We start from the raw sequence: 15,262 nt of genomic DNA on the forward strand, positions 1-15,262 counted from the left end.
CTCGGCCGATCTTCGCCCGATCTCAGAAGACCAGCGTTGCCGTCCCCATGAAGGTCTTCGTACTGTCAATGCGGTTCTTGCTGGCCACGGTCGGTACCCATCGCAATCCCAGTGACAGCTTGCTTTTGGCGCCGACCTTGGTGTCGTAGGTGACGATCGGGCCCAGGGCCCAGTCGTGCCCGCGGAAACCGTTGAGCCGGTCGGCGGTCGGACCGCTGTCGTCGCCGAGCTGCTGCGTGGTGCCTGCGACAATGCCGGCGCCGAAGCCATTGGCGAAACGCTTGAGCACCATCGCATCGAGCGTGAAGAGCGGAGCGTTCTGGTAGTCGGTGGCGTTGTTGCGCGTATAGAACTGGATGCCAGCCACGGCATCGAACTCCAGGCCGTGTTCTGGCATCAGCTTGGTGAACGCCACCTGCGGGATGAAAGTCCAGTTATTCAGGCTCGGGTTGGCCAGCGCGTTCTTGTCATACTGCCCGGTCGGTGCCCAGATATTCAGGCTCAGCGCCATGTGGGCCGTCTGGGAAAAGTGATAGCCGGCGATCACCGGCGTGAACGTGATGTCGAACAGGTTCGAGGCGCGGTCTTCCGTGCGTCCCTGCAGCCGGCCGGCCGAAAACGTGGCACCGACCTGTGTCCATACATAAGGCAGCGTGAAGCTGGATGCAAAGTTCCACGCGCCGGGGCCCGTGTCCCAGACTTTCATGATCGTGGCCAGCGTGAAGGCGATCTCCGCGTCGATACCAAGCGAAGTCTGGCCGACGACCGGCACCTGCCGGCCGCCGCCGATCGATCCGTTCAGGTAGATCTCCCCGAAATTGACCACGGTAATGGGCTCGGGCGCCACGATGCCGGCATTGGGCAGCACGCTGGTGCCGGTGACCGGGCGGCCCAGGCCGCCTTCGGTCGCGTGTGCGGTGCCCATGCATGCGCCTGCTACGGCCAGCCCGGCAACGAGCGGTCGGGGCGAAGGGAAGCGACGAATCGATCGGGCTGGCGCAATTTGCATGTTCGCTCCTCGTTGCCGGTCGCGAAGGGCCGGATGCCGGGTGATACGGGCGTCTGGTTAGTTATGGCGTTCTGGATAGTGCTTAATTTAGTTTTCCAGTTTCCCCGGCATTGTCGCCGTGGCGCGTCGGACCACGAAGTTAAAGTTTTCAAATCGCCATTAAAAATGTCCCAAAGATAGAACAGCGAGACATGTCACGGACCGGCACGCGTTCATGCTGCCCCCGGGACGGGATGCCATCTTTCGAGGAACCCCACCAGCGCATCGGCCGGCAATGCGCGCGAATACAGCCAGCCTTGCGCGTACTGGGCGCCGTGCTCTTTCAGGTAACGCGCCTGCGCTTCATGCTCGACGCCCTCGGCCACGACTTCAAAGCCGAGTTCATGCGCCATGCTGATGATGTGCGGCGCCACCGTGCTCGACGCCGCATCGCGCCCGATCGTGTCGGTAAACGACTTGTCGATCTTCAGCGCGTCGACCTTGAAGTTCTGCAGGTAGGACAGGCTCGAGTACCCCGTGCCGAAATCATCGATATAGACGGGGTGGCCGGCATCGCGGAAGGCTTGGATGATGCCCCGGGCGGCTTCGGCCTCTAGGAAGGCGTGCTCCGTGATCTCGATACGGATCTGCCGTGCGCCAATGCCCGTGCCGGGAAGGCGGGCGCTCAGCACGTCGAGGAAGCGGCGCGCCTTCAGGTCCTGCACGTCGACGTTGACGGAAACATAGAAGTCGGGATGGCTGCGCAGCCAGTCGCCGAGATCCTGCAGGACGTTGTCCAGCACCTGGTCTGTAATCTGTGCCATCAGTCCCGCACGCCCGGCCACCGACAGCAGCAGTTCCGGAGACACCATCTCGCCGTTATGCTGCCAGCGAAGCAGGGCCTCCGCGCCGACACAGCGTGGGTCTGCCAGCGCGATGATCGGCTGGAAATGCACGCTGATCTGGCGGCGTTTGACCGCGTTGCGCAGCGCCCATTCCAGCGAGAACCTGTGAGAAACAAGGCGCAGCGTCAGCGCGCCGGCCGCGGTGCCGATCGCCAGCCCCGTCAAGATGCACAGGCCCAGCAACAGCGGCCAGTTGGAGACCAGGCGGCCCCGCGGAGCCCGGGTCACCACCGCGAACGGCATGCTCGCGGAGCGGACCACCGCGTAGTAGTGGCTATTGTCGCGGGCCGAGGGATCGGCGTACTGGCGTTCCATCTCCACCGGGTCCGTGCCGGCCTTGGCCGCCACCAGACGACCGGTGCCGAGGCTCACGGCCGCCAGGTCGCGCCGCTCGAGGTCGACCACATCCACCATGGACTGCGGATCCAGCGAGACGTAGTGGCCGCTGCGGCCGACCAGCAGTTCGGGGCGGGGCGCCCCGAACGGATTACGTACCGAGAACCAGTATTCCAGCCCGTCCAGGCCCTGCCAGTCCTGCTCAGGCAGTGTCAGTCCGCGGCCATAAGCATCGCCGAGCAGCGCCGAACACAGCCGCGTGTTGCCGACGCGCCGGCCGGCATCCTTGACATAGCGGTAGGTAAAGGCGACGCGCCGCAGCGCGAGCAGGTTTCCCGGCGAGCACGGCGGATCGGTCTGCGCCTCCATTTCCTGAAGGCCCTGGATGGCATCAGTCATGACGCGCTCGATGCGCAGCACCGCCGCCCGTGTAAAGGCGTGCAGGTGTTCCTGTTCGCGCCGGTCCGCTTCCTGCTCGGCCACGCGCACGCTGACCAACACCGGGACCAGCGCCGCGACGCTTGCCAGCGCCACCGACATCAGCAGGAACATGGGACGATTCATCCGCGTACCAGTAGACCGTTTTGCAAGGGGTACGCAAGATTACTACGCGCCTTCGGCGACTTTGCCGACATTGCGTATTCAGAATCTTTTGCACGGCAGTGAATTTTTTCGCGTCGTGCGCGGATGGGGTCCGTTTGCCGGCCCACGCGGGCACAATTCAGGCAGGGTGAGGGCAGTATGGCTCACGCACCGGTGGCGGAACTGCCCATTCGTGACCGGATTCGTGACCCGTTCGGGTCAACAGGTGTCAGGCTATGACTGTAGTGATGGTCCTGCTGATCGCGCTGCCACTTGTCGCCGCCGTCCTGACATGGCTGGCGGGCAAGCGTGCCGCTCAGCTCGTTGCACCGATCACCATCGGCTTCCCGCTGGCGGCGCTTGTGCTGCTGTTCAGCGTGCGCGAAGCGGTGTTCGACCACCCCGACCATGCGCTCGTCTGGCGCGTCAACTGGCTTCCAGAGATCGGCCTGAACCTCGGCCTGCGGCTGGACGGCCTGTCTTTCCTGTTCGCGCTGCTGGTCATCGGCGTAGGCCTTCTCGTCGTCCTGTATGCACGCTACTACCTGCCGCGCAATGCCTCGGCAGTGCGCTTCTTCTGCCTGCTGTTGTTGTTCATGGCCGCCATGCTCGGCGTGGTGCTCGCCGATAACCTGTTGCTGCTGGCGATTTCGTGGGAACTGACCAGCATCCTGTCTTTCCTGCTGATCGGCTTCTGGTCGTGGCGCGAGGACGCGCGCCAGGGCGCGCGCATGGCGCTCACGGTCACGGGTGGCGGAGGCCTTGCACTGCTGGCGGCGGTGTTGCTGCTCGGGCGCATCTGCGGCAGCCTGGAACTGGGCGACGTCCTGGCGCAGGCCGGCAACGTGCAGCGCCATCCGCTGTACCTGCCGATGCTGGTGCTGGTGCTGCTTGCGGTATTCACCAAGTCCGCGCAATTTCCGTTCAGCTTCTGGCTCCCACACGCCATGGCAGCGCCGACGCCGGTTTCGGCCTACCTGCACTCGGCCACGATGGTCAAGGCGGGCGTATTCCTGCTGGCGCGGCTTTACCCGGTGCTGGATGGCACCAACGCCTGGTTCTACCTCGTCAGCATGACGGGCCTGGTCACGCTGATCATGGGCGCGGCACTGGCGCTGCTGCAGCGGGACCTGAAGGGCCTGCTCGCGTATTCGACCATCAGCCATCTCGGCCTGATCACGCTGCTGTTCGGGCTCGACACGCAACTGAGCACCGTCGCCGCGCTGTTCCACATCATCAACCACGCGGTATTCAAGGCGTCGCTATTCATGGCCGCCGGCATCATCGACCATGAAACCGGCACGCGCGACCTGGACCGCCTGCACGGGCTGGCGCGCTACATGCCGCATACCGCGCTGCTGGCCGTGGTGGCGTCGCTGTCCATGGCCGGCGTGCCGCTGTTCAACGGCTTCCTGAGCAAGGAGATGTTCTTTGGCGAGACGCTGGCGCAGGGCCTGCTCGGCGATTTCAACTGGGTGATTCCGGCAGCCGCCACGGTGGCCGGCGCCATGACCATGGCCTACTCGCTGCGCTTCATCTACGGTGTCTTCTTTGGCGGCGAGCGCCCCGATGTACCAAACTATCCGCCGCACGAACCGCCGCGCTTCATGAAGCTGCCGGTCGAACTGCTGGTGGTGATCTGCCTGGTGGTGGGCCTGGCGCCTGGCTATACAGTTGGCGACCTGCTTGCAACCACCGCGCTGGCCACGCTGCGCGCGCCGCTGCCCGACTACAGCCTGCACCTGTGGCATGGCTTCAACCTGCCGCTGCTCATGAGCCTGGTTTCCATGGCCGGCGGCGCGGCGCTGTTCTTCCTGCGGCGCGACGCCTTGCGGCGCTGGCAGCAGGCAATCGAACCGCTGAGTGCGCGACGTTCGTTCGAAGCGGGCATTGCCGCGCTGGAACGCCTGGCCCGCGCGCTGACGCAGCGCATGGAGAACGGTTCGCTGCAGCGCTACATGGCCTGGATGCTGGCCGCGCTGGTGGCGGTGCCAGCGGTATTCCTCGCCGATCTGGATACGCTGGCCGGGACAACCTCCGATGGAACGATCGATCCAATGGGCGCGGCTTACCTCGGCTTGCTGGCGTTGTGCGCTGTGGCGGTAGTCGTAGCTCGGCGCCAGCGCGTGGCGGCGCTGGTGTTCCTGAGCACGTGCGGGCTTCTGGTATCACTGCTGTTCACGCGCTTCTCGGCCCCCGACCTGGCCCTCACGCAGATTTCGGTTGAAGTGGTCACCGTCCTGCTGCTGGTCCTGGCGCTGTTCTACCTGCCGCCGGAGCCGACCATGGCCGCAGCACCAACGCGGCAGGTGCGGGACATCGTGCTGGCGTTCGGCGGCGGAGGCATGCTCGCCATCTGCGCCTACGCGGTGATGACGCGGCCTTACGATCCGGTGTCGGGCTTCTACGTCGAGAACGCCGTGCCGGGCGGCGGGGGCCACAACGTGGTCAACGTGCTGCTTGTGGATTTCCGCGGCTTCGACACGATGGGCGAAATCTGCGTGCTGCTGATTGCCGGACTGGCTGTGCAGGCACTATTGCGCGGCATGCGGCTACCGATGCCCGAGGCCGGTCCCGACGGCAAGGCATGGTCGGCGCAACGGCATCCGTTGCTGCTGGCCATGCTCGCGCGGCTGATGCTTCCGCTGACGCTGCTGGTGTCCGTGTTCTTGCTGCTGCGCGGGCACAACCTGCCGGGCGGTGGCTTCATTGCGGCGCTGATCACATCGGTGGCGCTGCTGCTCCAGTACGTGGCCAGCGGCGTGCGCTGGACCGAGGCGCGCATCGCCCCGGACTACCGTGCGCTGGCCGGTATCGGCATCCTGATTGCCGGGTTGACTGGCCTTGGCAGCCTAGCGTTCGGCTTTCCGTTCCTGACCACTGCGTTCGGGCATTACCACGTGCCCGGACTCGGCGAAATCGAACTCGCGACGGCGATGATCTTCGACCTTGGCGTGTACGGCACGGTGACCGGAACCACGCTGCTGATCGTCTCGCACCTGGGCGTGCGCAACACGCCGGCGGCATTCGGGCGGCCGCGGCAGGGCAAGGAGGGCGCATGATGGCGGCGCTCTATGCCGGAGCAATCGGCGTGCTTGGTGCGTGTGGCATCTATCTGCTGCTGCGGGCGCGTACGTTCACTGTCGTGCTCGGCCTCACGCTGCTGTCGTACGCGATCAGCCTGTTTCTGCTTGGCATGGGCCGGCTTACGATCGGCAGGCCGCCGGTGATCGCGTCGGGCGCCAGCTATGCCGACCCGCTGCCGCAGGCACTGGTGCTGACCGCAATCGTCATCGCGTTCGGCATGACGGCATTCGCGGTGGTGCTGTCGCTGCGCTCGCTGGGCCTGACAGGCAGCGACCATGTCGATGCGGCCGGACAAAACGATGCGCAAGCGACGGAGGGCCGCCCGTGACCCACGTCCTGCTGCTTCCCATCCTTGTGCCGATGTTCGCCGGTGCACTGCTGACCGCCATGCCGATGCACTGGCTGCGCGCGCAGCGCGTGGTGTGCATGGCCGCCACGCTGCTGCTGGTACCGGTTGCCGGGCTGCTTGTGGACCAGGCCGCGGGCGGCAGCATCGCCGTCTACGCGCTCGGCAACTGGCAGGCGCCGTTCGGCATCGTCCTGCAACTCGACCGTCTTGGCGCGATGATGCTGGGGCTGACCGCGCTGCTGGCACCGGCGGCGCTCGCAGCTGCAGGGCCTGAACTCGTGCGTGCGGGCCGCCATTTCCACGCCTTGTTTCAGTTCCAGCTCATGGGACTGAACGGCGCGTTCCTGGCCGGCGACCTGTTCAATCTGTTCGTGTTCTTCGAAATCCTGCTGATCGCTTCGTACGCGCTGCTGATCCACGGCGCAGGGCGCGACCGCATCGGCGCGGGACTGCACTACGTGTTGCTGAACCTTGTGGCATCGTCGTTCTTTCTCGTCGCCATCGGCATGCTGTACGGGCTGACCGGAACACTAAACCTCGCGCATATAGGCTTGCGTTTGCAGGGCCTGCCGGCCTCAGATTTGCCGCTGGCGGTGGCCGCGGGTGTCATGCTGATGCTGGTATTCGGACTCAAGGCTGCCTTCTTTCCACTGTACTTCTGGCTGCCGCGTGCGTATGCGCAGACCGCGGGGCCGGTGGCGGCGCTGTTCGCGGTGATGACAAAAGTCGGCCTGTACGCGATCCTGCGCTGTGACGCACTGGTCTTCGGCGCCGGGCAAGGACTGCTCGCGCCATTCATGCAGACATGGTTGCCGGTGCTGGCGCTGGCGACGCTGGCAGTGGGCGCCATCGGCGCACTGGCAGCCACCAGCCTGCGTGCGCTGACCAGCTACCTTGTGCTCGCCTCCGTTGGACTGCTCGGCATTGCCGTCGCCATGCAGACGCCCGCCGCCTGGGCCGCTGCCCTGTACTACCTGCTTAGCACGACACTATGCACGGCGGCGCTGTTCCTGCTGGCTGACGCGCTGGAGCCCCCGCATGCGGACGGGCAGGTGTCGAGGGTGGCCGGCACGCGGCTCGCTGGTCTGCTTTACCTGACCGGCGCGGTGGTGGCGGTGGGCCTGCCGCCGCTGTCGGGCTTCCTCGGCAAGGTCATGATCCTGCGCGCCGTACCGACCGACAGTGCCATCGTCTACTGGCCTGCCATCCTGGCATCCGGACTGGTGTTGCTGGTGGCTGCGTCGCGCACAGGCACGCGCCTGCTGTGGCGCCTGCCGCACGATGGCAGCCACCCGTCGCAGGATGCCGCCGTGCCAGCGCGCGTCCGCTCACGCCCCGAAGGCCGCAAGCTTGCCTGCAGCGCGTTCCTGCTGGCCTGCAACGTCATGCTGACGGCATTTGCCGCGCCGGTAAGCGCCTATGTCGGACAGGCAGCCGTGCAACTGCAGGATCGCACTGCTTACGTTCGCGCCGTGCTGCCAGCCGGCGTTCCGGAAACGGCGGAGAGGTAGGTCAATGCTCGCGCGCCAGTTCCCGCATCCATGGCTGAGCCTGATCCTGCTGCTGATGTGGCTGATGCTGTCCAACAGCGTGGCGCCGGCACACTGGCTGCTTGGCGCATTCCTGGGCTGGGGGCTGGGACGGCTCGCGGACCTGTGGCTCGTGCTCGGGCCATTCCGGCTGTCGCGCCCGGACCTGATGCTGCGGCTGGCCGTGCATGTGCTGATCGACATCGTGGTCGCCAATGTGGAAGTGGCGATCCTCGTGCTGGGCCGCACGGCGCGGCTGCGGCCCGCATTCATTGTCGTACCGCTCGATGTCGAGCATGAACTTGCGACCACTGCACTGATCAGCATCGTCTCGCTGAGCCCCGGCACACTGTGCGCGGAACTCAGCGACGATCGCCGCAGCCTGCTGGTGCACGTGCTGGACCTCGACGACGAAGCCGCCCTGGTCGAACGCATCAAGTCGCGCTATGAAGTGCCATTGAAGGAGATCTTCCTGTGCTTGCCCTCGTGATACCGGTCTGCCTGGCGATCCTGGGCCTGGCGTTCCTGCTGACCTTCGTGCGCCTGGTGCGCGGCCCCGCGCTGGTGGACCGCATCGTCGCGCTGGACACGCTCAATATCAACGCTATCGCGGTAATCGTCGTGCTCGGCATCAGCCTGCGCTCGGCGATGTTCTTCGAGGCAGCGCTGCTGATCGCGTTGACGGGCTTCGTCGGCACCGTTGCGTTGACCAAGTACCTGCAGCGCGGCGACATCATCGAGTACTAGCCATGCCTGCAAGCGGAAGCGTTCCGATGAGCACGATCGCCGAACTTGCCGTCTGCGTACTGCTCCTGACTGGCAGCCTGTTCACGCTGGTCGGCGCCATCGGCCTGTTCCGGCTGCCGGACGTCTTCATGCGGCTGCACGGGCCGACCAAATCGACCACGCTCGGCGTGGGCGGCGTGGTGGTGGCATCGGTGGTGTATTTCAGTTGCCAGGGGCAGGGTGCCAGCGTGCACGAACTGCTGGTGACGGCCTTCCTGTTCCTGACCGCGCCGATCAGCGCGCACATGCTGGCCAAGGCAGCCATCCAGCGGCAGTTGCCGGTGGATCCACGCACGCGTGGTGGACCATGGGCTGCCGTGGGGCGAGTTCAGGCGGAGGACATGCAGGCGGCAAACGTAAATGCTGGCGAGCAGGCAGACAGTTAGAATGCCCGGCTGGCATTCACCGTCGCTTCCCATGCTCCCTTCAAGAACCCGCCGCACCTTGCTTTTGGCCGCCGCCGCGGCTCCGTTTGCCTCCGCCTGCGCCAGTTCGGCGCGCTCCACCACGCCTGACGCCGAATCGAGACTGGCCGCGCTGGAGCGCAGTGCCGGCGGCCGCCTTGGCGTATTCGCGCGCCACACCGGCGATGGCCGCCAGGTACGGCATCGCGCCGAGGAGCGCTTCCCGTTTTGCAGCACGTTCAAGGTGATACTCGCCGGCGCTGTCCTGCAGCGCAGCGCAGGCGCGCCCGGCCTGCTCGATGAGCATGTCCGCTACACGCGCCAGGACCTGGTTGCCTATTCCCCCATTACGGAGAAGCGTGTCGCGGACGGCATGACCATCGCCCAGTTGTGCGCCGCTGCGATCCAATACAGCGACAACGGCGCCGCTAACCTGCTGATGCACCGTCTCGGCGGCCCCGCTGCCGTGACCGGATTCGCGCGCTCCATCGGCGACCAGACCTTCCGGCTCGACCGCTGGGAAACCGAACTGAATACCGCGATTCCCGGCGATCCGCGCGATACTTCAACGCCTGCCGCCATGGCAGCCAGCCTGCAGGCGCTGGCGCTCGACGGCGCCTTGCCCCCAGTACAGCGCAATCAATTGCAGGCATGGCTGCGCGGCAATACGACCGGCGCAGCGCGCATCCAGGCAGGAATGCCCGCCGGCTGGCAGATCGGCGACAAGACCGGCAGCGGCGACTATGGCACGACCAACGACATCGCCGTGTTGTGGCCCCTGGCGGGCGCGCCGATCGTGGTTGCTATCTATTTCACGCAAGCCGCCCCGGATGCGAAGTGGAGCAATGAAACGATCGCCAGCGCGGCGCGCATCGCGCTCTCCGCGCTGGGCTGAAATCGTCAGGCAGTGGGTTGCACATACGGCGTAGAGTCGGCAAGTGCGCCGACCTACGGATACATCACTTTTTCCGTCATCTTTCCAGGTCATGCTTCAGAACCCCTGAGGGGTGACGATAACGCGAGGGCCAACACCCTGGTGTCCACGAATGACGAGCCGCTGAAAACCAGCACCGTACCCCGGTGCGATGCGGCTGCCGTGGTCTGAAGTCACGGGCGGGCGGGTGCCTCACGGCATCCACCGCAATAGATGCAGATACGGTTCAAGTGGAGAGATTTCAGGTATGTTGAATTCGTTCAAGCGCGTGCGCATCGGCACGCGGCTGGCGGCGGCGTTTTCGCTCAGTGTGTTTATGTTGCTGGTGATTGCCGTGGTGGCGTTGCAGAAGATGGCCACCATGGACGCCAATACGCAACTCATCGTATCGGACCTGAACAACAAGATCCTCGAGTTCCATGGACTGAAGGATCGCGCGGCCCATACAGCCATCATTCTGCGCGACCTGGCGCTGGCGCCGGACGCGACCAAGGTGGAGAAGGGCGTTGCCAGGATCGCAGCGCTGCGTGCCGTCAACGAAGAGAAGATCCGAGGCATGGCGAACATCTTCTACACCGACAAGGGCAAGGCGCTGTACAAGGACCTCGCGGCGGCCGATACGCGCTACTGGTCGCGCGTGGCGATCGTGATCGATGGCGTGCGTGCCGGCGATGCGGAGAAGGCGCGCGCCGAGCTCAACGGTGAACTGTCTGCCGCGCAAGCGAGCTACTTCGCGCCGCTGGATGCCCTGATGGAAGTGGGCAAGGCCGTCAGCGCGAAGGAATCGGCGGAGGCGAACGAGGCCTACCGTTCGGCGAAGGTGTGGCTGCTCAGCGTGCTGGCGATCGCGGTGCTCGCGGCCGTGGTGTCGGCCGTGCGCATCACGCGCTCCGTGACGCGGCCGGTGGCTGATGCCGTAAAGGCGGCCCAGGCACTCGCGCAGGGCGATCTGTCCTATCCCGTCACGGCGACCAGCCACGACGAAATCGGCGAGATGATGCAGGCGCTGGAACGCGCGTTCACGCAGCTACGCACGCTGGTGGTAAACATCCAGGTTGCGTCGGGCTCGGTCGACAGCGCCGCGCATGAAATCGCGCAAGGCAACACCGACCTGTCCCAGCGCACCGAGCAGCAGGCGGCTTCGCTGCAGGAAACCGCGGCCTCGATGGAGGAACTGACTTCGACCGTCACGCAGAACGCGGGCAACGCACGCGCTGCGCGCAAGCAGGCGCAGGACGCGATGGGCGTGGCCGACAATGGCGCGGCGACGGTGCGCGGTGTGGTGGAGGTCATGCAAGGCATTTCGACTGCGGCGACGCGCATGGCCGACATCATCGGCGCGGTGGAAGGCATCGCGTTCCAGACCAATATCCTTGCGCTGAACGCCGCTGTGGAAGCGGCGCGTGCCGGCGAACAGGGGCGCGGATTCGCGGTCGTGGCGGGCGAGGTGCGCACGCTCGCGCAGCGCTCGTCCGGTGCGGCGAAGGAGATCCGCGAACTGATCTCGTCGTCGCTGCAGCAGGTGGAAGCCGGTACCGGGCGCGTGGCGCAGGCCGGCGAAGCGATGGACAGCATCGTCATGGCGGTACGTCAGGTGACCACGCTGATCGAGGAAATCGCCGAGGCGAGCGACGAGCAGTCGACCGGCATCGAGCAGGTCAACCAGGCCGTCGCGCAGATGGATCAGGCCACGCAGCAGAATGCGGCGCTGGTCGAGCAGGCGGCCGCGGCAGCCGAGAGCCTGCGGGAACAGGCGTCGCGGCTGGTCGCGGATGCGGGCACGTTCCGTGTTGAGGCGGCGGGGGCCATCGGCTGGCGTTGATCGACGTTGATCGACGTTGATCGACCATTACGCAGCACCGGCCGTTTGCGCTACGCTCTCGGCTTCACTACGCCGAGGGAGCGCCAAGCCATGGAATGCCGGCCGCTGTGCATCGATGACCTGGAACTGGTTTGCCGCCACCGTGAAGCGATGTTCCGCGAAGCGGGCCGCGATGCCTTGACGCTTGCCGCGATGCAGGACCCGTTCCGCGACTGGCTTCTGCCGCGACTTGCCGATGGCAGTTACTTTGGCTGGGTGATGGAAGAGGGCGGCGCGCCGCTCGCGGGCATTGGCCTGATGGTCATTGAATGGCCGCCGCATCCCTCGCATCCGCTGCAGGACAAGCGCGGCTACATCCTCAATCTCTACGTTGATCCCAGCCACCGCGAGCGCGGCATCGGGCAAGCGCTGATGAACCGCGCCGAGGCCGAGTTTGCCGAGCGCGGCATCGCTTTTGCGGTCCTTCATGCCACGGAGATGGGGCAGCCGCTCTATGCGCGCATGGGCTGGAGCCCGACCACGGAGATGTCGAAACCCATTGCCGGATGAGCGGAAGTCCGGCCATCACACCGTAAATTTTCGTTCACGTTTTCCCAAAGCCTCTGCTAGAATCGACCGCATGTCTTGCAAGCGCCTCACCTCCCTATCCCTGCGCCGCCTAGCCCTAGTGCTCGGCCGGGATCTGCTTGCCTAAGCTCTCCGGCGCCTGAATCGAACGATTCGCAGCGCGCCTCCTGATTTCCCCCTGATCCCGGCCCACGAACCAGCCTTCGCCATGCGAGGGGCTGCAGGGGAAGTCACATTGCATTTGCCTGTTTGACTTCCCGGCACGGCCCGCAGCGGACCGTCCGGCACCGGATTCGTGGACCATGATGATTGCCCAGCCCTCCGCCAAATACCAACCGTTCCCGCCCGTCGGCCTCACCGATCGCACCTGGCCGAACCGCACGATTACCTCAGCGCCCATGTGGCTTTCGACCGACCTGAGGGACGGCAACCAGGCGTTGTTCGAGCCGATGAACGGCGAGCGCAAGATGCGTCTGTTCCAGGAACTCGTGCGCATCGGCTTCAAGGAAATCGAAGTCGGCTTCCCGTCGGCGTCGCAGACCGATTTCGACTTCATCCGCAAGCTGATCGATGAAAACCTGATTCCCGACGACGTGACCATCATGGTCATCACGCAGTCGCGCGAGGAGCTGATCGACCGCACCGTGGAAGCACTGAAGGGTGCGAGCAAGGCTATCGTCCACGTCTACAACGCGGTTGCGCCGGCCTGGCGCCGCATCGTGTTCGGCATGAGCGTGCCCGAAGTGATGTCGCTCGTGCACCATCACATCGACTACCTGAAGACGCTGACCGACCAGCATCCTGAAACCAAGTGGACGTTGCAGTATTCGCCCGAGACCTTCAGCGCAGCCGAGCTCGAGGTGTCGCTGCAGGCGTGCCATACGGCCATCGAGGCATGGGGTGCAAGTGCCGACCGCCGCGTGATCATCAACCTGCCGACCACCGTCGAAAACGCGACGCCTAACGTATTTGCCGACCAGATCGAATGGATGCACCGCCGTCTCGTGCCGCGCAAGCATATCGTGCTGTCCGTGCATCCGCATAACGACCGCGGCACCGGCGTGGCTGCCGCCGAACTCGCGATGATGGCTGGCGCGGACCGCGTCGAAGGCTGCCTGTTCGGAAACGGCGAGCGCTGCGGCAACGTGGACATCGTCACGCTCGCCATGAACATGTACACGCAGGGCGTGCATCCGAACCTCGATTTCTCCGACATCAACGCCGTGGCCCGGATTGCCGAAGAAGCGACGTCGATCCCCGTGCATCCGCGCCACCCCTATGCGGGCGACCTCGTGTTCACGGCGTTCTCGGGCTCGCACCAGGATGCGATCAAGAAGGGCTTTGCCGCACAGGATCCGAACGGCGTGTGGGAAGTGCCTTACCTGCCCATCGACCCGGCCGACCTCGGCCGCACCTATGACAGCGTGATCCGCGTGAACAGCCAGTCGGGCAAGGGTGGTATTGCGTTCATGCTCGAACGCGAGCACGGCGTGGTGATGCCGCGCCGCATGCAGGTGGAATTCAGCGCGGTCGTGCAGCGGGCTACCGACGCGAGCGAGACCGAGATCAGCGGCCCGGAACTCTGGAAGCTGTTCGGGGAGACGTATCTCCCATCCGATGCATCGGGCCAGGGCATCGTCTACCACGCCTACAAGCTCGACGAGAGCGGGGAGGGCATTGCGCTCGACGTGACGGTCGACGGCGTGCGCAAGACGCTGCACGGCAAGGGTAATGGCCCCATCGCAGCCGCAGTCCACGCGCTCGACCTGCGCATGCGCATTGATGCCTACGAAGAGCGCGCCACCGGCGCCGGTGCCGATGCACAGGCGATGGCCATCGTCGAAGCCGCGCTGGAAGGCGTGCCCGGCGCCAGCTTCGGTGTCGGCATGAGCCACAACATCGTGGAAGCGTCAGTGCAGGCTGTGATCAGCGTAGCGAACCGCCTGGTGCGCCAGCGCCGCTCACAGGCCTGATTCCCCCGATTCTGGACCAGTCAATCCCTACTGCCCTTGACGCATGACCCAGGCTACCGCCTGGGCCAGGAACTGAGAGCTGTCACCAACCCGATAGCTCATGATGACAGGGGACACGAACCCCGGCGCATCGATCGGGCAGTAGCGGACATCATCGCGATGCAGGCGTTGTATCGACGCCGGCACCAGCGTAATGCCGACGCCGGCTGCCACCAGCCCCAGCGCGGTCTGCAGTTCGTTGGCTTCCTGCGCCACACGCAGTTGCAGACCCTGCGCGCGGAACAGCGACAGCAGGTGGTCGGCATAGCTCGGCCGTGGCCGCGCCGGGTAGAGAATGAACGGGCGCGTGGCCAGCCCCTGCGGCGTCAGCGCGTCCAGCGCCGGTACCGGCTGGCTTGCCGGCAGCGCTGCCACCAGCGGTTCTGCCATTACCACCTCCTGGCGGATGGCAGGGTCATTGATCGCAATGCGGCCGAAGCCCAGGTCGATGCGGCCGGATTTCAGTGCCTCGACCTGCTCGACGGTAATCATCTCGGCCAGCCCGACTTCTACCTGCTGTTCCGAGCCGCGCAGTTCGCGAATCAGTTCCGGCAACACCCCATACAGCACCGACGGCACGAAGCCGATGCCGAACCAGCGCTTGTCCTGCCGGCCGATGCGGCGGGTGCTTTCGATGGTTTCCTCAAGCCGCTGCGTCAGTTGCGTGGTTTGTTCCAGCAGGAAACGGCCCGCCTCCGTCAGCCGCAGTCCGCGTCCCACGCGATCGAACAAGGTCACGCCGACTTCATCCTCCAACTGCCGGATCTGGCGTGAAAGCGGCGGTTGCGCCATATGCAGCCGCTCTGCGGCACGCGTGACATTGAGTTCCTGGGCCACAACCTGGAAATATCGCAGGTGTCGGAGTTCCATTGGCATACCTGTAGGGTATTGATTGAGACATCATCGGTCTTGGACGTGACTCGCGTCAAGATTCATACTTCGTCGACAATCCTTCTCCGCA

The 15,262-nt window shown here is 65.3% G+C and carries 13 protein-coding genes; 10 read left to right on the forward strand and 3 right to left on the reverse strand.

What is annotated here, in order from left to right:
- Positions 1–22: 22 nt before the first annotated feature.
- Together ACIGJG_RS08640 and ACIGJG_RS08645 are read right to left on the reverse strand one after the other, a co-directional pair.
- Positions 23–925 (reverse strand): SphA family protein, encoded by a 903-nt coding sequence (locus tag ACIGJG_RS08640; RefSeq protein ID WP_049796417.1) that lies wholly within the window; start codon positions 923–925, stop codon positions 23–25.
- A gap of 296 nt (positions 926–1,221) precedes the next feature.
- Positions 1,222–2,793 carry an EAL domain-containing protein gene (locus ACIGJG_RS08645; RefSeq protein ID WP_011297840.1) on the reverse strand — a complete coding sequence of 524 codons (1,572 nt, stop codon included), beginning with the start codon at positions 2,791–2,793 and terminating at the stop codon, positions 1,222–1,224.
- Positions 2,794–3,047: 254 nt separating this feature from the next.
- Here ACIGJG_RS08645 and ACIGJG_RS08650 point away from each other — a divergent pair, with 254 nt between their 5' ends.
- The 10 genes from ACIGJG_RS08650 to leuA all read left to right on the forward strand — a co-directional run bounded on the left by ACIGJG_RS08650 (position 3,048) and on the right by leuA (position 14,262).
- Positions 3,048–5,873, forward strand: coding sequence for a monovalent cation/H+ antiporter subunit A (locus ACIGJG_RS08650; RefSeq protein ID WP_140951696.1), 2,826 nt, complete (start codon positions 3,048–3,050; stop codon positions 5,871–5,873).
- Entirely contained in the window at positions 5,873–6,226 is a 354-nt protein-coding gene (locus ACIGJG_RS08655) for a Na+/H+ antiporter subunit C (RefSeq protein ID WP_041679938.1), read from the forward strand. The genes ACIGJG_RS08650 and ACIGJG_RS08655 overlap by 1 nt, the downstream gene beginning before the upstream one ends.
- Positions 6,223–7,758: a monovalent cation/H+ antiporter subunit D gene (locus ACIGJG_RS08660; protein ID WP_483673030.1), complete on the forward strand. Its 1,536-nt coding sequence runs from the start codon at positions 6,223–6,225 to the stop codon at positions 7,756–7,758. The genes ACIGJG_RS08655 and ACIGJG_RS08660 overlap by 4 nt, the downstream gene beginning before the upstream one ends.
- 4 nt (positions 7,759–7,762) lie before the next feature.
- A complete protein-coding gene (locus ACIGJG_RS08665; protein ID WP_011297844.1) occupies positions 7,763–8,266 on the forward strand; it encodes a Na+/H+ antiporter subunit E in 504 nt (167 codons plus the stop codon).
- On the forward strand, positions 8,251–8,523 hold the full coding sequence (locus tag ACIGJG_RS08670; protein ID WP_140951700.1) for a K+/H+ antiporter subunit F: 273 nt from the start codon (positions 8,251–8,253) through the stop codon (positions 8,521–8,523). Before ACIGJG_RS08665 ends, ACIGJG_RS08670 begins: the two co-directional genes overlap by 16 nt.
- Before the next feature lie 26 nt (positions 8,524–8,549).
- A complete protein-coding gene (locus tag ACIGJG_RS08675; RefSeq protein WP_245001947.1) occupies positions 8,550–8,948 on the forward strand; it encodes a Na+/H+ antiporter subunit G in 399 nt (132 codons plus the stop codon).
- 31 nt (positions 8,949–8,979) lie between these two features.
- A complete protein-coding gene (bla, locus tag ACIGJG_RS08680; RefSeq protein WP_140951704.1) occupies positions 8,980–9,861 on the forward strand; it encodes a class A beta-lactamase in 882 nt (293 codons plus the stop codon).
- 286 nt (positions 9,862–10,147) lie between these two features.
- Entirely contained in the window at positions 10,148–11,722 is a 1,575-nt protein-coding gene (locus ACIGJG_RS08685; protein WP_011297848.1) for a methyl-accepting chemotaxis protein, read from the forward strand.
- 90 nt (positions 11,723–11,812) lie between these two features.
- Entirely contained in the window at positions 11,813–12,271 is a 459-nt protein-coding gene (locus ACIGJG_RS08690) for a GNAT family N-acetyltransferase (RefSeq protein WP_011297849.1), read from the forward strand.
- Between the two features lie 323 nt (positions 12,272–12,594).
- Positions 12,595–14,262, forward strand: coding sequence for a 2-isopropylmalate synthase (gene leuA, locus ACIGJG_RS08695; protein WP_011297850.1), 1,668 nt, complete (start codon positions 12,595–12,597; stop codon positions 14,260–14,262).
- 27 nt (positions 14,263–14,289) lie between these two features.
- On the opposite strand, the gene ACIGJG_RS08700 is transcribed toward leuA, so the two are convergent.
- Positions 14,290–15,171: a LysR family transcriptional regulator gene (locus ACIGJG_RS08700; RefSeq protein WP_011297851.1), complete on the reverse strand. Its 882-nt coding sequence runs from the start codon at positions 15,169–15,171 to the stop codon at positions 14,290–14,292.
- Positions 15,172–15,262: the final 91 nt, after the last annotated feature.

The organism is Cupriavidus sp. C1SS-2L (genome assembly GCF_057073735.1).